This is a genomic window from Acinetobacter sp. 228 (assembly GCF_048147885.1).
In genome coordinates this window covers 138,488-158,451 of the sequence record NZ_JAYWYV010000007.1, presented here as the reverse complement: position 1 = coordinate 158,451, position 19,964 = coordinate 138,488, and the positions used below count along the sequence as shown (strand labels likewise).

The window sequence follows — 19,964 nt, the reverse complement described above, 5'->3', positions numbered from 1 at the left end:
CGCCGGGTAGCTATGTTCGGAAGGGATAACCGCTGAAAGCATCTAAGCGGGAAGCCTACCTCAAGATAAGATTTCCCCAGGACTTTATGTCCTCTAAAGAGCCGTTGAAGACTACGACGTTGATAGGTTGGATGTGGAAGTGCAGTGATGCATGAAGCTGACCAATACTAATTGCTCGTGAGGCTTGACTATACAACACCCAAACAGTTGTTGTATAACGCTCGATTGATTCGAAATTCAGCAAAACAGCTTGATTTAGTGAACGCTAAAGAACAAATGAGAGTATAATTAAGCACTGCTTAGTTCTACTCGCAAGAACTCAGATATACCTGTTAATGAATTCTATTTGACCAAGCCTTGGCATCTAAATAAGACCAAAGGCAAAGTCATAAACAGTTGTGCTGGCGACCATAGCAAGAGTGAACCACCTGATCCCTTCCCGAACTCAGAAGTGAAACCTCTTAGCGCTGATGGTAGTGTGGGATTACCCATGTGAGAGTAAGTCATCGCCAGCTCATTATTCGAAACACCCCCGGTCTAAAGGCCGGGGGTGTTTTTTTATGTGCGGGAATTTATTGAAAGATAAGTAGAAACTCTTATTAAATGTGATTAATAAAAATATAAATAATGTGAAAAGTATAATTAAATTAAGCTAGCTTTATGTTACTAGCACTTTATTTAAAACCATTCCTGCTAAAACTTTAGTCCAAATTTTTTAAAATTACTTAACTTGGTATGTTTTGCAGTAGACAAAGTAAAAATAATCATCCATTTTGTATACAAAAGTGAATGACCATTCATTTTTTCATAGAATAAAAAAGCTCACAATTGGAGGTGAGGAAAAATGACAGCAACAACGGTAAATGTGAATGCTGTAGTGGATGAGGCAAAGTTTAAACCTTTTCATTTAAAGATCGTACTCTGGTGCGTATTTGTCGTGATTTTTGACGGTTATGATTTGGCAATTAACGGTGTTGCTTTACCGCTACTGATGCAAGAATGGAATATGACGGCAGTTCAAGCCGGAATGCTGGCCAGTACTGCTCTGGCAGGCATGATGTTTGGTGCCATGTTTTTCGGTATGCTGGCAGATAAAATTGGACGAAAAAATGTCATTCTGATTTGTGTAACCTTGTTCAGCGGATTTACGTTCTGGGGTGGTTTTGCCTCTAATCCGACTGAATTCGGTATCCTGCGTTTCATTGCAGGTTTAGGTATTGGCGGTGTATTACCCAATCTGGTTGCACTCACTTCTGAATATGCGCCACAAAAAATGCGTAGTACTCTAGTCACCACCATGTTTAGCGGTTATGCGGTGGGTGGTATTATGGCGGCCTTGCTCGGTGCCTGGTTAACCCCAAGTTTTGGCTGGGAAATCATGTTCTACATTGCCGGAATTCCATTATTAATTATTCCGGTTTTATGGTTCTTTTTACCAGAATCTTTAACTTTTCTGGTGAAAAAACAGCAAAATGACAAGGCCAGTAAAATTGTTCAGCAGATCAGTCCTGAGCAAAATGCTACTGCTCGTACCCAGTTTGTACTGAATGAAGTACACGCACCTGATGCTTCAATTGCTGCCCTGTTCAGACAGGGGAGGAGTATGAGTACTTTATTATTCTGGTGCTGCTTCTTTATGTGTCTGCTGATGGTTTATGCATTGGGTAGCTGGTTACCAAAACTGATGATGGCAGCGGGTTATTCTCTGGGTAACAGTCTGATGTTCCTGATGGCCATGAATATTGGCGCAGTGATTGGAACTATTGGTGGCGGTATTCTGGCTGACCGTTTCCATCTGAAACCGGTCATTATTGGTATGTTCCTGCTAGGTGCAGTTTCACTGGTCGGATTAGGCTTTAACTCTCCACAAGCCGTGATCTATCTACTGGTTGCCGCTGCCGGTGCTTCAGCGATCGGAAGTAGTATTCTGCTCTACAGCTTTGTAGCCCAGTACTATCCACTGTCAATCCGTTCTACAGGTATTGGCTGTGCTTCAGCAGTCGGTCGGGTAGGCGCCATTGTGGGGCCGATTATTATTGGATTCCTGTTGGGTATGGAGCTGCCCCACAAGATGAACTTCCTGGCAGTTGCTATTCCAGCCATTATTGGGGCAATTTCAGTCGCTCTGATTGTACGCAAAGATCTGAACGCGGAAAGAAATGCGGAAACCTTACTCTCCAAACAGAAACTGAATTCGGTTAAAACCTAGTCACTTTTTGCCAATCACAATGACTTAAACTTCTATTGGATGACAAAAGCCCCTTCGATAAAAGGGGCTTTTGCATACAGTTCATAAAGAATTGAATAAATCAAAAAATAAATAATTCAAACACCTGTTATAAGTTCAGTTTAATTAAAATTACAATGATTCGAATATTCAGTAGTTTATCTTAATGAAAACGTGATATATCACGAAAAAAAATGATATTGAAATATGCATAGCAGAATATCAATTAGTCTTATTGTGCCTCAAATTCCACTTGCGTATATTGCTAAAACTTGAATATTCACTCGTATATTCAAAAGGATTTTACGGACAAGTACTCATGGGAGATGAGAACGATGACAACGGAAACAGTAGATATAAATTCTGTAGTCGATAATGCGAAATTCACGCCTTTCCACTTCAATGTAGTTGCTTGGTGTTTACTCATTATCCTATTTGATGGCTACGATTTAGCAATTAATGGTGTAGTTTTACCATTATTGATGCAAGACTGGGGCTTAAGTGCAGTGCAGGCAGGAATGCTTGCAAGTACTGCACTGGCTGGCATGATGTTTGGTGCGATGATCTTTGGTTCCCTAGCGGACAAGATTGGTCGTAAGAAAGTGATCATGATCTGTATTGTATTATTTAGTGGTTTAACTTTTGCCGGTGGCTTTGCTTCAAACCCAACCGAATTCGGTATTTTACGTTTTCTTGCCGGCTTAGGTATTGGTGGTGTCATGCCAAACCTGGTGGCATTGACGTCTGAATATGCCCCACAAAAAATGCGTAGTACGCTGGTGACCACCATGTTTAGCGGTTATGCAGTCGGTGGCGTAATGGCTGCGTTATTGGGTTCATGGTTCACGCCAAGTTTTGGTTGGCAAATCATGTTCTTTATCGCGGGTATTCCACTGTTTTTATTGCCAGTGATCTGGAAATTCCTGCCTGAATCACTTGCCTTCATTGTGAAACAGAACAAGCAGACGGAAGCGCGTCGCATCGTACGTCGCCTGGAACCAAACCTGAAAGTCACCGAGAACACGACTTTTACTTTGCCGCAGGAAAATGTGCCTGAAGCCGCTAACGTGGTGAGCTTGTTCCGTCGTGGTCGTGCGGTGAATACCTTACTGTTCTGGGTCGCGTTCTTCACCTGTCTGTTAACCATGTATGCGCTGAGCAGCTGGTTACCGAAGTTGATGATGGCAGCAGGTTACTCGATGGACAACAGTCTGATGTTCATGATGGTCATGAATGTGGGTGCGGTTGTAGGTATTGTCGGTGGCGGTATTCTTGCGGATCGTTTCCACCTGAAACCGGTACTGATGTTCCTCGGTATGATGGGTGCGATTGTGATGAGCTCAATGGGCTTTGCATCTAACCAATTCTTACTTTACATCCTGGTGTTCCTGGCCGGTGCAGCGTCAATTGGTTCACAAATGTTGCTATATAGCTATGTTGCGCAGTTCTACCCACTTGCGGTACGTTCGACAGGTATTGGCTGGTCTTCTGCGATTGGTCGTATGGGTGCGATTGTAGGGCCGATCCTGATTGGTGGCTTACTGGGGATGAACCTGCCTGCTTACTTTAACTTTATGGCAGTTGGTTTACCGGTATTGATTACTGCAATTGCGGTTGCATTGATCATGCATGACGATGAGTCTGAAAAGATTGGTTCAATTGAACCAGCAGTGTCTAAAGCTTAAAGCTAAGTATTAAATAAGAAGCCTCCGAAAGGGGGCTTTTTTTATTTTTGAATAATGTTATTTTAAAAATCAAATTAAAATTTATGTGGATGTATGGAATCAAAAGAAAAACTAAGAAGATTAGAGCATCTCTTAGATAGAGCAAATAATGCAAATTTCTCCTATCAAGATATAAATTTTTTAAATTGGAAAAATGAAGTTGAAAGGAATCTTGAGAAAATTTATGGCAGAGAATCTACAGAGTTTTTTCATTTTTCTAAACTTAGATTTTGCTATACCGTAGCCAGGATGAGTGGAGGAGATGATAGTTCATCTCATAGGCAATGTTTTGATAAGGATTATTCTTTATTAAAGAAGTCACTAATCGAATATATTGATGAAATAAAGAATTATGAAGTTAGTAGAGAAAATATATTTAATAAGAACGTCGATACAATGAATAAGAAAATATTTATAAGTCACGCTACTAAAGACAAAACTCTTGTAGAAGAAATAATCGAGCTTATAGAGTCTATAGGTGTAGAGTCAGAAAAAATTTTCTGCTCTTCTTTTGAAGGTTATGGCATTCCATTAGGTGAAAACTTTTTAGAGCAAATTAAGCAGGAATTATCCTCAGAAGTACTAGTTTTATTCGTTCTAACTCAAAATTTTTATGAAAGTAAAATTTGCTTGTGTGAAATGGGGGCGGCATGGGCTTTGTCTAAAAACCATGTGCCAATAGTTGTTCCTCCTTTAAATTACATTGATATTCAGGCTGTAATTCCATTAACTCAAGGACTTTTAATTAATGATTCTTCTAAACTTAATAGTTTTAAAGATAAGCTAGAAAATGATTTCAGGATAGAAAGTAAATTAACTTTCTCAGCTTGGGAAAGAAAAAGAGATAGATTCATACGAGATATCAATACACATTTAAGTGATGTATAGCCTATATTTAATAAGTTATAAAATTTTAAGATTTAAAGTTTAAGGTGAAACTCTTATGCAATTTAATTCTATCTCTCCAATCCCTGAAGATGATGATGAACTGCATCTTCCTGAACTGGTGTACTGGGCATCTTTAGGTGACGTTGAACAGGTCGAACAGGCGCTACAGGAAGGTCTGGATGTCAATTCTGCCGATGAAGAAGGCTATAGCGCCTTACAGGCGGCTGCTGAAAATGATCATCTGGAAGTGGTCAAACTCTTGATTAGCAAAGGCGCAGATATTGCCCATCGTAGTCCAAATACTGCCTTGGAACTGGCCGAAATGGCAGGTAACAAAGAGGTGGTGGCTTATCTGAAAAGTCTGGCTGGTGGCGTCTGAATATAAAAAAAGAACCTCAATGCTGAGGTTCTTTTTTTAGTGTAGGAGCTTAAGCAGCTTCATCTTCAAGTTCTTTTAAAATGGCTTCATTAAAGGCCGGAATATCATCCGGATTACGTGAAGTAATCAGTACCCAGTCACCTGTATTGCAGCGATGAACTTCTTCATCGACCCATTTCGCGCCAGCATTTTCCAGATCCAGCTTGATACTCTTATATGAAGTCAGATTCTTGTCTTTGATGCGCTGTGCATCAATTAAGGCCCATGGCCCATGACAGATCGCGGCAATCGGTTTGTGATTGTCGGCAAAATGCTGAATGATTTTCTGCGCATCCTGATTGATTCTTAGAGTATCCGCGTTGACTGTACCGCCTGGAATCACCAACAAATCATAATCATTCAGATCGACATGGTCGAAACTGGTATCCGGCGTATATTGGGTAGCAGCTTTGGTATCACCTTTGACAGTGGCGACATCTTCATTTTTTTCTGCGGCATGAATCACTTCAAAACCTTTGGACTTTAAAAAATTTAAAGGCTCAGTCAGTTCATCATGTTCAACGCCTTGATTGGATGTAATAAAGAGGACCTTTTTTACCATGATTGCTGTTCCCAAAAAATGTGAGGATTTTTAGCTTAACAACAAGCAGATTTTTACAATGTTGGAGTTTTAACTCGGAACTGTTAAGCAATGATAAATAAAGCAATGTATATGAAAAGGAATATGCAGAAAAAAAGCCCCGACATCCTGTCGGGGCTTTTCCGTATCTCGTGATTTAGGTATAACTCCTGTCGTACCTCACGTCCTGGTGTTGCGATGTTATTCTTGTTTTTAGGTCTTCTTGGAGCATCCTGCTCTCTATGTTTATAAGATAATATACATCCCGACAGGCTACTAGCAGCAGATTACGCTTATCAATGTACGCTTTGGCTTACAACAGCGCAGAGAAATTGAGCTGTGTAGACTGAAGCAGTGGCATGTCATTAAAAGTGTACATCCAGACCGATATAAGGACCTTTAAATTCCAGCCGTAAATCTGGTCGTTGATCCTGTTCAAAATCCACCTGCATCATGCGATAACCGACTTTGGCACCGACATCGACCAACAGATTATCAATAAAGTCATATTGCAGTTCGGCCTGTACATCGGTTTTTTTGCTATCACTGCCATGCGTGTAAATGGCCTCGGCTTTGGCACTCATACCGGTAAATGGCAGTTTTACGCCAACTGTTGCATAGAGTAGCGGACTGTATTCATCCAGATCATATTGGTTCAGAGCACCTGCATTCAGGTTTCTCACCGTACCATCCAGATTGCTAAGACCAGCACCAATATCGGCATGTACTACGGTATCAAGTAGTTCGTAATACAGAATATAGTCAATGTTATTCAGCTTGATATCTGCGGCATTGGCAGGCGAGCTTTGTTCGCTGTTACTGTCCAGATTGACATATCTGATTTTCGCATTTGGTAGCAAGGGTACAGGATGCTCCACAGCAACAGATAGCTGTGCGGTACCTTGCCGATCCAGTTTATGCTTGAAATTGTTGTCTTGACTATAGCCATCAAAATTCCAGTAACTAAGATCAGCTTTTACGCCAATCACATCTGCATGACTGAATGAGCTGAGTCCAAAACCTAATAATAGTGAGGTGAGTATGTTTGCGCGCATGGCTCTATTTCCTTATAGCTTGCTTCAAATCGGGCCGGTCTGTTACTTAAAAACATCTTCTTTATATGTCTGAGCAAGTGCATGATATAGAGAATTTCAAAAATGTATATCCTTGGATGTTGAAGGACGAGAAGATGGTATCTGTAGAAGCAAAACAGCATAAAGATTATGCATTATATGTCGCCGGTCAGGCTGTTCAGACAGGGGAATGGCTGGAGGTTAAACATAAATATAGCCAGAAGCTGTATGCACGTGTCGCCCTGGCAGATGCCAGCACGCTGGAACAGGCAATTCAGTCTGCGACAGATGCTGAAACCGAGATGGCCGCATTAGAGCCGTTCCAGAAACAGAAAATTCTGCTGCACTGTGTGCGACGTTTCCGCGAAATTCATGAAGAACTGACTGAAATCCTGATTGCAGAGGGCGGTAAACCACGTAAAGCTGCAGAAGCTGAAGTAGAACGCCTGATCAATACCTTTCAGATCGCAGCAGATGCCGTGACCCAGATGGATCAGGGACGCATCCTGCCTTTGGCCGTCACTGCGGCAGCTTCAGGGTATCAGGGAATGGTCAAACAGGTGCCGATTGGTGCGGTGTCTCTGATTAGTCCCTTTAATTTTCCCTTGAACCTTACTGCGCATAAAATTGCACCTGCGATTGCAGCCGGATGTCCTTTTGTACTGAAACCGGCAAGTTTGACTCCAATTTCTGCGCTTAAAATTGCCGAGATTCTGGCAGAAACTGAGTTGCCTCATGGGGCATTTTCAGTTTTACCCTGTCCACGAGAACTGGCCGATGTGCTGGTCACCGATGACCGCTTTAAATTACTCAGCTTTACCGGCTCTGATGCAGTGGGCTGGGACATGAAAGCCCGTGCCGGCCGTAAAAAAGTTACCCTGGAGCTGGGCGGCAATGCTGCAGTGATGATCGAGCCAGATACAGAGATTAATGATGCACTGATTAGCCGCCTGATCGGTGGTGCTTATGGTCATGCCGGACAGGTATGTATCAGTGTGCAGCGGATTCTGGTACATCAGGATATCTATGATGACGTGAAACAGAAAATGGTAGCCAAGCTGAAAACGCTTAAAGCAGATGATCCGAATCTGAGCACGACTTTGGTGGGGCCGATGATCAAGAAAGCCGAAGCCAAACGGTTAGAAGCATGGCTAGATAAAGCCGTGAAAAAAGATGCAAAAATTCTGGCTGGTGGCAAACTGGACGAGGTACTGTTCGCACCGACCTTGCTGGAGAATGTGGATCAGAATCTGGAAATCTATCGGGATGAAGTCTTTGGTCCAGTGGCCATGATTGAACCTTATACCGATTTTGAATCCGGTATTGCCTGTATCAACTGCAGCCGTTTTGGCCTGCAGGCCGGGGTCTATACCCAGAATCTGAACAAGATGCTATATGCCTGGGATCATCTGCATGTCGGTGGTGTCATCATCAATGATATACCGTCTTTCCGGGTGGATAACATGCCCTATGGCGGGGTAAAAGATTCGGGTCTGGGCCGTGAAGGGATTCAGTCCGCCATTCGCGACATGCAGGAAGAGCGCATGCTGGTCATTAAAGCTTAAGTTCAGCATGTTCTTTGCCCAGATCGCAAGCCGGGTGGTTTTTCAATCGGGTGATGGAGGTCTGGGGCTATTGCATAATCTTAAATTTCAGGCCGGAGCAGGGAAAGACTCTGCTCCATATATACTTCCACCAGAAAAAGGGGATTCATCCGTAGAGATTTGTAGCGCTTAAACACAGAGTATTAAACAGCGATTTATCTTGATGACAGGAAAAGCTTTAAGAACCATAAGTCTGTAGTAAAACTTAATAAAAAATATATTCCAAAAAGTTTGTCAATATATAACATTAAAAATAAAGTCTTTTCCGTAGAATTATTGAGCAATTAATTCAAACAGATTATAAATAACGAATATTTTGAGCAGAATTTACAGAAAAAATTTACAAAAGTCAGTATTGTTAAATCATCTACAAGGTCAGTTTTTCGATCAGACTTTAAGCAAGCTGTAAGACCTGCTGACCTGTTTGTATATTAGAATTCGACACCCACAAGGTGCCCTCTAATTCAAACACCCAAAATTATTGAAATGCTTCTTTTTTTGCTTGCGCTATAACCATAACAAGCAGCATCTGAAGGAGTTAAAAGTTTAGGTGTTCTATGACAGAAACTCGTGAGAATTGGTCCGCACGCTCGGGATTTATTATTGCAGCGATTGGTTCCGCCGTTGGTTTGGGGAATATCTGGCGTTTCCCTTATGTGGCCTATGAAAATGGTGGCGGGGCATTCCTGATCCCTTATCTGATTGCGATTTTCGCAGCAGGTTTACCTTTACTATTTTTAGATTACGCAGTCGGACACAAGTTCCGCAAAGCGCCGCCTATGGCCTACAAGAAACTCATGAATGCCGAATCCCTGGGGTGGTGGCAGGTCATGGTGACGCTAGTGATCGGGATTTACTATGCCAGCGTATTGTCCTGGGCCGGCAGTTATATGTTCTATTCCTTTGGACAGCAATGGGGTACAGATACCCAAGCCTTTTTCTTCAACTCCTACCTGCAAAATGGTGAAGGTCTGACCTTAGGTTTTGTGCCTACACTGTTCTTTGGTCTGGTGGTGGTCTGGGCTGCAGTTATGTTGATTCTTTACGGTGGGGTACGCCGTGGAGTAGAGCTGGCCAATAAAATCTTTATGCCATTGCTGGTGGTTTTATTTTCCATTCTGGTGATTCAGGCAGTGCGCTTACCGGGTGCAGTTGATGGCTTAAATGCTTTCTTTACCCCGAACTGGGAAGCCATGACCAACTATAAAGTCTGGCTGGCCGCTTTTGGTCATATCTTCTTCTCACTGTCGGTGGGCTTTGGGATTATGTTGACCTATGCCTCTTATTTGAAACGCAAAACTAACCTGACCGGTTCGGGAATCGTGGTGGCACTGGCCAACTCGTCTTTTGAAATTCTGGCGGGTATTGGGGTATTTGCAGCGCTTGGTTTTATGGCGTTCAGTTCAGGTGCTAAAGTTGAAGATGTAGTGTCTGGCGGTATTGGTCTGGCCTTTATTGCATTCCCGAAAATCATTTCAAGTTTAGGGGCAGGTGGTGACCTGTTTGGCTTCCTGTTCTTCGCGTCATTGACGGTTGCCGGTATTACTTCGATGGTGAGCATCCTGCAAGTTCCGATTGCAGCGTTTCAGGACAAACTGGGCTGGTCGAAGAACAAGTCAGTCACAATCATTGCGGGTGGTTCGGCGGTCATTTCTACCCTGATGTTCTCGACGCATAGTGCCGTTACCTTTGTCGATATCATTGATTATTTTGCCAATAATATTGGTATTGTCGGTGGTGGACTGGTATCGATTATTCTGTTGTCGTGGTTCCGCCGTCCATTGATGAAACAACTGGAAGACCATGTTAACCAGTTTGCCAGCGTGAAGCTGGGACGCAGCTGGAATTTCATGCTGACCTTCGTCACCCCTTTGTCTTTATTACTGGCACTGGGCCTGACTCTGAAATCGATTATGACTGAAGGTTATGGTGATTATCCTGCCAGTACCTTATGGCTGGTTGGCGGAGGCGTCATGGCATTCTTTATCCTGGGCGCCATTCTGTTAAGTCTAGTCAAAGACCGTCGTAGTTAGGAGAATGAATATGAATACATCTGCACTGATCATGATGATTTTCTCCATCGTTCTATTATGGGGGGGGCTGGTACTGGCGGTTATTCATCTGGCAAAAAATCCGGAAGAACCAGAAGACTAAAAATCTTGACATAAACCTACTGTTACAAGCAATGGAAGTCATTATCATCTTTGATGATAATGACTTTTTTAATGGCGGATGCTTTGACATGATTTCCGTTTCAGATGGACAAGTCTATACAGCTTTTGCCGTGACTTTTTTGGCCGGTCTGGCTACTGTAGTCGGGGGGGACTGGTACTGTTCTTAAAAAAACCCAATTTCCGCCTGCTTGCTTTTGGTCTAGCTTTTGCTGCCGGTGCCATGGTCTATGTTTCTTTAACCGAAATTCTGAACAAGTCGATTGCGTCTTTCACTCTGGATTTTGGTGAAAAAACCGGTTTTGCCTTTGGCACTTTTGCTTTTTTACTGGGCGTGGTTCTGGTGTTATTGCTGGACCGCTTTGTCCCGAATCCGCATGATACTATTGAAACCCAGTCTGCCAAGGGAGTCAGTTCACAACAGTTACTGCGTACTGGCATGCTGACCCTGTTTGCGATTAGTGCCCATAACTTGCCGGAAGGACTGGCAACATTTTTTGCCACTCTGGAAAGTCCTGCTCTGGGTGCACCTCTGGCGGTCGCGATTGCGATTCATAACGTGCCAGAAGGTGTGGCGATTGCCTTGCCGGTCTATATGGCCACCGGCCGTAAAGATTATGCTCTCTGGGCCAGCCTGGTTTCGGGACTGGCCGAGCCTCTGGGTGCAGCCTTGGGATATTTTATTCTGGCGCCTTATATGAATGAAACGGTCTATGGCCTGATTTTTGGCGTGATTGGCGGTGTGATGGTTTATCTGGCGCTGGATGAATTATTGCCGACGGCAAAACGCTATTCTGAAGGGCATGAAACAGTCTATGGATTGGTGAGCGGCATGGCTGCCTTGGCTACTAGTCTGGTAATTTTTAAATTTATTCAATAAGCCTCATATTCCTGAATCACGCGCCATAAAAAAGGCAGCTTAGGCTGCCTTTCATTTTAAACACATGACTTATGCAGTTTTTTCTATACGGCAATAGAAGAAGCCGTCGCCTTGATCTGCTTTCGGCAACAACTGACGACCATGAATCTGTTCGATACCCCAATCGGCTTCGATCTTGATTTCTTTGGCATCGGCATGGGTATTAAAAAACTCGGCCATCTGCTGTTCGTTTTCGGCTTTCAGAATTGAACAGGTGATGTACAGCAAAGTACCACCGACTTTCAGTTGCTGCCACATATTTTCCAGAATCTGCTTTTGCAGCTCAACCGTTTTCGGAATATCGGTAGACTGACGCAGTAAACGGATATCCGGATGACGACGGATCACACCAATTGCAGAACACGGTGCATCGAGAACGATACAGTCGACAGGCTCCGGAGCTGTCCAGGTGATCGCATCAGCCGCAATAATTTCAACGTCAGCATATTCAGTTAACAATAGACGTTCCAGATTTTCTGCCACACGGACTAAACGTTTGGCGTCCTGATCAATGGCATAGAGCTTTTTCGGGCTATATTTTTCCAGAATATGAGCAGTCTTACCACCCGGAGCGGCACAGGCATCGACCACGACTTTGTTTTCAAGGTCAGGAAGCAAGGTTGCGCAAAGCTGGGCATGTTCGTCCTGAACCGAGAAACCACCGGCTTCGTAGCCTGGCAGGTTCGGAATATGCACATTCTGTTCCAGAACGATACCAACTTCGGAAAGAGTACAGGCACGTGCCTCATAGCCTTCTTCTTCCAGAATTTCCAGATATTCATCACGGCTGACCTGATTGACATTGACACGCAAGGTGAGCGGTGCAATCTGTTTCAAGTCATGTGGCAGCTCGGCAAGCTGTTCCGGCCAGTCTTTCTTTAAACGCTTGTAGAGCCAGCTTGGCAGGCCATGCGCCTGATTTAAAGCCAGGTCAAATTCTTCTGTTTCACGTGAAACACGACGCAGTACTGCATTGACCAGACCGCTTAAAGGCTCAAAGCCCAGTTGTTTGGCAGCAGTCACGGTTTCTGAAATCGCAGCATGTGCCGGAATACGGGTACATAGAATCTGGTACAAACCCAAATATAAGCAGCTTTCTAGAGCTTGGTTATCAAGAGGTTTGGTTAACAGCGGCAGGGTGATGGCTTTCAGGCCATGCCACTGACGTAAACAGCCTAGAGTTAACTCGTGATAAAGACCACGATCACGCTCAGAGACGATGTTGATATGTTGATTAAGTACAGAAGCAAGTGATTGACCATTTTGTACAGCCAATAGCGTTTTTACAACTTGCGCGCGCAAATTCAAGTTTTTAGCTGATGATTGAATTTGGCTCATGCGAATTTATATCCTACCGATAGTTTTTGAGTTTGATTAATTTGAACAGCATTCAGGGCTTTGCCGCCTGGCCATTGCAGATTGGTGATGCAAATGGCATGTTGATCGCCACACATCACATGTACGCCGTCTTTATCCAGGGCAATCACTTCACCAGGCAGGGCATTGCTTGCATTTTGCGTGGAAAGTGATGAATTCCAGATGCGTAAATTGTTGCCGTCATCCAGTGGGGTGAATGCCACCGGCCAGGGATTAAAAGCACGAATATTACGGTCAATGGCTGCTGCAGGCTGGGTCCAGTCAATTTGTGCTTCGGCTTTTGACAGTTTATGCGCGTAAACCGTCAGGCTTTCATCTTGGACTTCGCGAGTCTCAAGATAGTGCTGTAAGGTCTGTTCCGATTCAAGCACGGCCACAATCGCCTCAGCACCTTGCAGCGCCAGTTTGTCATGCAGGCTGGCAGAAGTATCCTCGGCAGTAATCGGACATCGTGTTTTATACATCATATCCCCGGTATCCAGACCGGCCGCCATTTTCATAATGGTCACACCCGTTTCGGTATCGCCGCTAGCAATCGCGCGCTGAATCGGGGCTGCACCGCGCCAGCGTGGCAACAGCGAACCATGAATATTCAGGCAACCATATTTTGGCGTATCCAGAACCACTTGTGGCAGGATCAGGCCATAAGCCGCTACCACCATCACATCTGCATTTAAAGCTTTGAGTTCCGCCTGTGCCGCCAGACCTTCTTCAGTCGATGACTTGAAATGTAAAGGCTGATAGACCGGAATATGGTGTTCAAGCGCCAGCTGCTTCACTGCAGAGGCGGTAAGTTTTTGTCCACGTCCAGCCTTGCGGTCAGGTTGGGTATAAACCGCCACAATTTCATGATTGGTTTTGAGCAGCGCAGCCAATGCAGTCGCTGCAAATTCTGGTGTGCCTGCAAATATGATCTTCACACATGAAATTCCAAATAAACTTAAAGCGTATTATAAGCCAAAAGCCAAATTTCAGCCTAATCCTTACCAAAACTTATCGAATAGGACCTGTGAGTGCTTGAATTTCAGTGGAATTTTTATATAAAAAAAAATCATGCAAATTGTAAAAATTATTCATGAAAGTTTTGTATTGTCGCAAGGGTGATGGCGTTATAGTAGATTTCATCCAGAAATTTTTATCGTCAGATCGCCAAAACCTCTCTATAGACATTTTTGCCTGCATCTACATCCAAAAGGCCATCTGGTAAAACAAGGGCTTGTAGTATGATAGGTTTAAAATTCAACTGATTTAAGCTCCTTGTCAGTATGATTTAGCCAGAGTGGATCTGTCCGATTCATTGCAAGCTCAAACTTTGTTGGAAGTATAAAATGCCTGACTATCGTTCAAAAACATCGACACACGGAAGAAATATGGCTGGCGCACGCGGTTTATGGCGTGCCACCGGTATGAAGGATGAAGATTTCGGTAAACCGATTATTGCGGTAGTGAACTCCTTTACCCAGTTTGTACCGGGTCATGTACATCTCAAAGACCTGGGTCAGCTGGTGGCACGTCAAATTGAAGCATCAGGCGGTGTAGCAAAAGAATTCAATACCATTGCGGTGGATGACGGAATCGCGATGGGACATGACGGCATGCTGTATTCATTACCTTCACGGGATCTGATTGCAGACTCGGTTGAGTACATGGTCAATGCACATTGTGCCGATGCCATGGTGTGTATTTCGAACTGTGACAAGATCACCCCGGGAATGTTGATGGCCGCGATGCGCCTGAACATTCCAGTGGTATTTGTCTCTGGCGGTCCGATGGAAGCGGGTAAAGTCAAAATCCGTGGTAATGATAAAGCGATTGACCTGATTGATGCGATGATTGTAGCCGCAGACGACAGCTATACCGATGAAGAAGTCGCAGAGTATGAACGTTCTGCATGCCCAACTTGCGGTTCATGTTCAGGCATGTTTACTGCCAATTCCATGAACTGCCTGACTGAAGCCTTGGGTCTGTCACTTCCAGGTAACGGTTCAACTCTGGCGACGCATGCCAACCGTAAAAAACTGTTCGAACGTGCGGGTCAACTGATTGTTGAAATTACCAAACGTCATTATGAACAGGACGATTACAGCGTACTGCCACGTTCAATTGCCACCAAAGCCTCCTATGAAAATGCCATGACCCTAGATATTGCCATGGGTGGTTCAACCAATACCGTATTGCACCTGCTGGCTGCAGCGAATGAAGCTGGTGTGGACTTCACTATGGATGATATCGATCGTCTATCCCGTAAAGTACCTGTACTGTGTAAAGTGGCACCGGCGAAGCAGGACGTGCATATGGAAGACGTACACCGTGCTGGCGGGATCATGTCAATTCTGGGTGAGTTGGACCGTGCAGGTCTGCTGGATACGTCTGTACCCACCGTTCATGAAGCAACGTTGAAAGATGCCTTGGATAAATGGGACATCATTCGTACTGATGATGAAGGAGTGTATCAATTCTTCAAATCAGCTCCAGGTGGTGTACCAACACAAACTGCATTCTCACAAGACCGTTATTATTCACGTCTAGATGGTGACCGTGAAAATGGGGTGATCCGTAATGCAGAACATGCCTTCTCTCAGGACGGTGGTCTGGCTGTACTTTACGGTAACATCGCGCTCGATGGCTGTATTGTAAAAACTGCGGGTGTAGATGATTCGATCCTGAAATTCAACGGTACTGCACGTGTTTTTGAAAGTCAGGATGCTGCGGTAGACGCGATTCTGGGTGGCAAGATTACTGCAGGTGATGTGGTGGTGATTCGCTATGAAGGTCCACGCGGTGGGCCGGGCATGCAGGAAATGCTGTATCCAACCAGCTACCTGAAATCGAAAGGTTTAGGTAAGGAATGCGCACTGTTAACTGATGGCCGTTTCTCTGGCGGCTCATCAGGTCTGTCGATTGGACATGTATCGCCAGAAGCAGCTGAAGGCGGTGCGATTGGTCTGGTTGAAGATGGTGACCGTATTGAAATCGATATTCCAAACCGTACTATTCACCTGGCTGTTGAAGACGCTGTCATGGCAGAGCGCCGTGTAGCGCAGGACGCTAAGGGCTGGCACCCGGTAGAGGAGCGCCCACGCAAAATTTCGAAAGCCCTGAAAGCATATGCCATGCATACCACCAGTGCGGCAAAAGGTGCGGTACGTGAAATCTAAGCTGTAAATTTTTATAGCGCAAGAAAGCACTCCAGACGGGGTGCTTTTTTTATACAAGAAACTATGTTTAGACTTGCCAAATTTTGCCCAGTGGAGTGCGACAGGAAGTCGCACGTTTGCCCGTATGGTAGCGGAACAGCGACATCCATGTCGCTTGGTCATGTGATTCAAATTTTTAAGGATTCATCAAAATGTTTTTCTGTAGGCGAATTTCTTTTACATACTGAATGCTTTCTATACAATGACCTTAAAATAAATTGTCCAAGACCGACGCTTAAAATTGGTCATCGCCCAGGAAGAAAATAATGAGTAAAGATAATATCCGCGAGCATTCAGCCCCCGTTTATGAAGGCATTGAAAATGCACCGGCGCGATCCATGATGCGTGCTACCGGTTTTAAAGATGCTGATTTTGATCGGCCATTCATTGGGATTGCCTCAACCTGGGCCAATGTCACACCATGTAATATGCATATTGATGGTTTGGCCAGAACTGTCGAGCAGGGCGTGAGTGCTGCGGGCGGCAAGGGTATTATCTTCAATACCATTACCATTTCTGACGGGATTTCCAACGGTACGGAAGGGATGAAATATTCATTGGTATCGCGTGAAATTATTGCCGATTCGATTGAAACTGTGGTTGGCTGTCAGGCCTATGATGGGGTTATTGCGATTGGCGGCTGTGATAAAAACATGCCGGGCTGCATTATGGGACTGGCTCGTCTAAACCGCCCCGGTCTGTTTATTTATGGCGGTACCATCAAACCCGGTGAAGGTCATACTGACATGATTTCGGTATTTGAAGCGGTAGGTCAGTATGCCAAAGGTGAAATTAACGCGATTCAGGTCAAGCATATTGAAGAAGTATCCTTGCCGGGTCCGGGCTCCTGTGGCGGCATGTATACGGCCAACTCGATGGCCTCTGCAATTGAAGCACTTGGCATGAGCCTGCCGGGTTCCTCCGCGCAGGAAGCAGTTTCGGAAGACAAGCAAATCGACTGTGCCCGTGCCGGTGAAGCAGTCATGAATCTGTTGCGCCTGGATATCAAGCCACGTGACATCATGACCAAGGCTGCTTTCGAAAATTCAATCAAGGTCTTGATTGCACTGGGTGGTTCGACCAACGGGGTACTACATCTTTTGGCCATGGCGCATACCGCAGGGGTGGAACTGAGCCTGGATGATTTCGTGCGGATTGGCAAAGATATTCCGGTGGTGGCCGATGTACGTCCATCAGGTAAATATTTAATGTCAGAACTGATCGCGATAGGCGGGATTCAACCACTGATGAAGCGCATGCTGGATGCCGGCATGCTGGATGGGTCCTGTTTAACGGTCACAGGTAAGACGCTGGCAGAAAACTTGGCCGATGTAAAAGATTATCCGGAAGGTCAGCAGATCATTTTACCTTTTGACAAGCCGGTAAAAAAAGACTCACATCTGGTGATTCTCAAAGGTAACCTGTCACCAAAAGGCGCCGTGGCGAAAATTACCGGTAAGGAAGGCTTGCACTTCAAAGGACCGGCACGGGTCTTTGAAGGTGAGCAGGGCGCGATGCGTGGCATTCTGGATGGCGAAGTCCAGCCGGGTGAAGTAGTGGTAATTCGTGGCGTCGGCCCTAAAGGCGGGCCAGGTATGCCAGAAATGCTGAAACCGACTTCTGCGATTATTGGTAAAGGTCTGGGTGATTCAGTGGCATTAATTACCGACGGACGTTTCTCTGGCGGCAGTCACGGTTTTGTGATTGGTCATGTGACGCCAGAAGCCTATGAAGGTGGCCCGATTGGGCTGGTGCAAAATGGCGATGAAATTTCGATTAATGCCGAAACCCGGGAAATGACCTGGCATGTGGATGAACAGGAGATTGCAGCACGTCAAGCGGCCTGGACCAAACCTCAGCCAAACTATACGCATGGTGCGCTGGCCAAATTCGCCAAACTGACCTCAGGTGCAGAAACCGGAGCAGTCACTGACCTGAATCTTGATCTCTAATCTATTGTTAAACATTGAACATTTGCTTATGACTTGATATAAGTTTTTACACCATGCAGAGCTTTGGTTCTGCAATTTTAAAAATAGATTATTCTGTGCAGCTGCTACTGTATGGCGCTGTGCACAGTCATTCTTGTCGAGGCCGATCTCATGTCCCTGTTACGCCGTTGGTTTGATCCAATCCGATCGAGTTGGTTTTACCAAAAACCGACCCGTCAAACGGTGTTGTCTATTGAAGATGGGCTGAGTATCCATTTAAGACTGGACGATGTGTACAGTTATCTGGCGGTACAGCAGTTGCCCCAGCTCGAAGAAATTTTAAGTCCGGCATTAAAACCGCTAAAAGTGATCATTTCCAGTGAGCATGCCGAACCGCCGAACCAGATGTCTTTTGATGAATGGCAGCACTACACGATTAATGATGCCAAGATCTTGTCGAAACAGCATCGCTTCAGTTTTCACGACACACCGGAATTACCGAGTGCTGAGGCCTTAAAACAGGCCGAACTGATTTTGCGCTATACACCGCTGCGGGGACAGGATTTTCTGTACTTGCTGGAAGATGTATTCCATATGCTCTGGCAGAAACAGACCGGAAAGTTGCGCACCCTGTATGTCATGGCCAGTCGCCATCATCAGCCACAGGATTTTCCCGAACGTATTTTTGACCAGACGCCCATACTGGCCAGCTATTTTAATTTAGGCGGACGCCAGTATCAGGCAGTCGATGATCTGTTGCGTCTCACCCGGCGTCTGGAGCAGCAAAAACTGCTGACCGGTAATCCGATTTTTATGATCGATCACATTGAATGGCGTGAGCATCTGATCAGTGATGCCGAAGAGCTGAACGAGATCCAGTCGATGGATCCGAAACTGGACTTGTATATCGCGCTAGAAGATCCGATTTCCTGGCTATTGCTTGCCTACATCAAGGAAGAGCTGGCGGATTTTTATAATATCCAGCTGAATGTCTATCCCTTGTCCTATCGTGGCCGGGACAAGTTTGACTGGAGTCTGGCCACTCGTTTATCCAAACGGACTGATGTTAAATTCACCCCGTTCTGCCGGCCGACCGAGCAGGCAATCGTACCTATGGCCCAGTTATTTTATAGCTGTCCTGAAGAACAGCGGATCGAGGCTATGTATGAGATTTTGCAAGCCGTGTGGACCCAAGGGGCAGACCTGTCTTATGCGCCACATTTCAAGCGTTTGCAACAGCAGTTAAATATTGTGGAGCTGACCCAGGACGACATTCTGGCCAAGTTGCAGGATAACGATATGCTGTGTGAAATGAAGTCGCAACCAAACTTTCCAGTGCTGGAATTACGCATAGATGATCAAAGTTATACATTTAATAGCTTATATCGGGTCTGGATGATTGAAAGTATTTTCAGTAATGTGTTAGAAGAAAAGTATAAGAGTAATAATCAAACTGAAAGTGAACTGAAAAAACATGGAAAAGATCAAAGCTGAATCATTACAACATGCACGTCACCAGATCGATGCCATTGATACAGCTTTAGTTGAGCTGATCGCTGCGCGTCAATTTTATGTTGATCAAACGACCCGTTTCAAGAAAACCGAGACCGATTTGCAGTCACCCGAACGTATGGAGCAGATTGTAGAAAATGTGAGAGCTCTGGCGCAAAAGCAGGGCGTTGATCAGGAATTTATAGAACATCTGTACCGTGAAATGTTCCATTACTTTATTCAACGTGAACTGAAAGAGTTTCGTCCTTAAGTGATGTTCAGATTCATTTTCTGCTGATGAATATGATGGTTTCTGGCATATCAAACTCGAGCCTCAAGATTTGCTTGAGGCTGTCTCCTTAAA

15 protein-coding genes, 2 rRNA genes and 1 pseudogene are annotated in these 19,964 nt (G+C 44.8%); 14 read left to right on the top strand and 4 right to left on the bottom strand.

The annotated features are described in order from the left end of the window. The 6 genes from VXQ92_RS07925 to VXQ92_RS07900 all read left to right on the top strand — a co-directional run. Positions 1-192: ribosomal RNA gene (locus VXQ92_RS07925) — 23S ribosomal RNA — on the top strand; the annotation flags it as partial. A gap of 208 nt (positions 193-400) precedes the next feature. Continuing rightward, a 5S ribosomal RNA gene (gene rrf, locus VXQ92_RS07920) occupies positions 401-515 on the top strand. A gap of 329 nt (positions 516-844) precedes the next feature. Beyond that, positions 845-2,209 carry an MFS transporter gene (locus VXQ92_RS07915; RefSeq protein ID WP_064096848.1) on the top strand — a complete coding sequence of 455 codons (1,365 nt, stop codon included), beginning with the start codon at positions 845-847 and terminating at the stop codon, positions 2,207-2,209. Positions 2,210-2,562: 353 nt separating this feature from the next. Beyond that, a complete protein-coding gene (locus VXQ92_RS07910) occupies positions 2,563-3,912 on the top strand; it encodes an aromatic acid/H+ symport family MFS transporter (RefSeq protein ID WP_064096849.1) in 1,350 nt (449 codons plus the stop codon). Positions 3,913-4,005: 93 nt separating this feature from the next. Next, positions 4,006-4,839 (top strand): toll/interleukin-1 receptor domain-containing protein, encoded by an 834-nt coding sequence (locus VXQ92_RS07905; RefSeq protein WP_144723911.1) that lies wholly within the window; start codon positions 4,006-4,008, stop codon positions 4,837-4,839. A gap of 55 nt (positions 4,840-4,894) precedes the next feature. Beyond that, positions 4,895-5,218, top strand: a complete 324-nt coding sequence (locus VXQ92_RS07900; protein WP_144723910.1) for an ankyrin repeat domain-containing protein — start codon at positions 4,895-4,897, stop codon at positions 5,216-5,218. 49 nt (positions 5,219-5,267) lie between these two features. On the opposite strand, the gene VXQ92_RS07895 is transcribed toward VXQ92_RS07900, so the two are convergent. Together VXQ92_RS07895 and VXQ92_RS07890 are read right to left on the bottom strand one after the other, a co-directional pair. After that, positions 5,268-5,819, bottom strand: coding sequence for a type 1 glutamine amidotransferase domain-containing protein (locus VXQ92_RS07895; protein ID WP_416681040.1), 552 nt, complete (start codon positions 5,817-5,819; stop codon positions 5,268-5,270). A 383-nt stretch (positions 5,820-6,202) separates the two neighbouring features. Next, positions 6,203-6,892: a TIGR04219 family outer membrane beta-barrel protein gene (locus VXQ92_RS07890; protein ID WP_416681039.1), complete on the bottom strand. Its 690-nt coding sequence runs from the start codon at positions 6,890-6,892 to the stop codon at positions 6,203-6,205. A gap of 134 nt (positions 6,893-7,026) precedes the next feature. On the opposite strand from VXQ92_RS07890, the gene VXQ92_RS07885 reads away from it, so the two are divergent. From VXQ92_RS07885 to zupT, 4 genes and pseudogenes are all read left to right on the top strand, one after another. Continuing rightward, positions 7,027-8,475 (top strand): aldehyde dehydrogenase family protein, encoded by a 1,449-nt coding sequence (locus VXQ92_RS07885; protein ID WP_191730823.1) that lies wholly within the window; start codon positions 7,027-7,029, stop codon positions 8,473-8,475. A gap of 596 nt (positions 8,476-9,071) precedes the next feature. After that, entirely contained in the window at positions 9,072-10,547 is a 1,476-nt protein-coding gene (locus tag VXQ92_RS07880) for a sodium-dependent transporter (protein WP_416681038.1), read from the top strand. A 10-nt stretch (positions 10,548-10,557) separates the two neighbouring features. Next, on the top strand, positions 10,558-10,668 hold the full coding sequence (locus tag VXQ92_RS07875) for a methionine/alanine import family NSS transporter small subunit (RefSeq protein ID WP_081406379.1): 111 nt from the start codon (positions 10,558-10,560) through the stop codon (positions 10,666-10,668). 88 nt (positions 10,669-10,756) lie between these two features. Further along, a pseudogene (gene zupT, locus VXQ92_RS07870) lies at positions 10,757-11,565 on the top strand (zinc transporter ZupT). A 69-nt stretch (positions 11,566-11,634) separates the two neighbouring features. On the opposite strand, the gene rsmB reads toward zupT, so the two are convergent. Both rsmB and fmt read right to left on the bottom strand, forming a co-directional pair. Then, complete coding sequence (gene rsmB, locus VXQ92_RS07865) at positions 11,635-12,942, bottom strand: 16S rRNA (cytosine(967)-C(5))-methyltransferase RsmB (RefSeq protein ID WP_416681037.1); 1,308 nt, start codon at positions 12,940-12,942, stop codon at positions 11,635-11,637. After that, positions 12,939-13,901, bottom strand: a complete 963-nt coding sequence (gene fmt / locus VXQ92_RS07860) for a methionyl-tRNA formyltransferase (RefSeq protein ID WP_416681036.1) — start codon at positions 13,899-13,901, stop codon at positions 12,939-12,941. Before fmt ends, rsmB begins: the two co-directional genes overlap by 4 nt. Before the next feature lie 408 nt (positions 13,902-14,309). Here fmt and ilvD (VXQ92_RS07855) point away from each other — a divergent pair, with 408 nt between their 5' ends. From ilvD (VXQ92_RS07855) to VXQ92_RS07840, 4 genes are all read left to right on the top strand, one after another. Beyond that, complete coding sequence (ilvD, locus tag VXQ92_RS07855) at positions 14,310-16,139, top strand: dihydroxy-acid dehydratase (protein ID WP_416681035.1); 1,830 nt, start codon at positions 14,310-14,312, stop codon at positions 16,137-16,139. A gap of 305 nt (positions 16,140-16,444) precedes the next feature. Further along, positions 16,445-18,130 (top strand): dihydroxy-acid dehydratase, encoded by a 1,686-nt coding sequence (ilvD, locus tag VXQ92_RS07850; RefSeq protein WP_416681034.1) that lies wholly within the window; start codon positions 16,445-16,447, stop codon positions 18,128-18,130. A gap of 150 nt (positions 18,131-18,280) precedes the next feature. Continuing rightward, positions 18,281-19,603 carry a hypothetical protein gene (locus tag VXQ92_RS07845; RefSeq protein WP_416681044.1) on the top strand — a complete coding sequence of 441 codons (1,323 nt, stop codon included), beginning with the start codon at positions 18,281-18,283 and terminating at the stop codon, positions 19,601-19,603. Continuing rightward, positions 19,584-19,871 carry a chorismate mutase gene (locus VXQ92_RS07840; protein ID WP_064096862.1) on the top strand — a complete coding sequence of 96 codons (288 nt, stop codon included), beginning with the start codon at positions 19,584-19,586 and terminating at the stop codon, positions 19,869-19,871. The genes VXQ92_RS07845 and VXQ92_RS07840 overlap by 20 nt, the downstream gene beginning before the upstream one ends. The last annotated feature ends 93 nt before the right edge of the window (positions 19,872-19,964 follow it).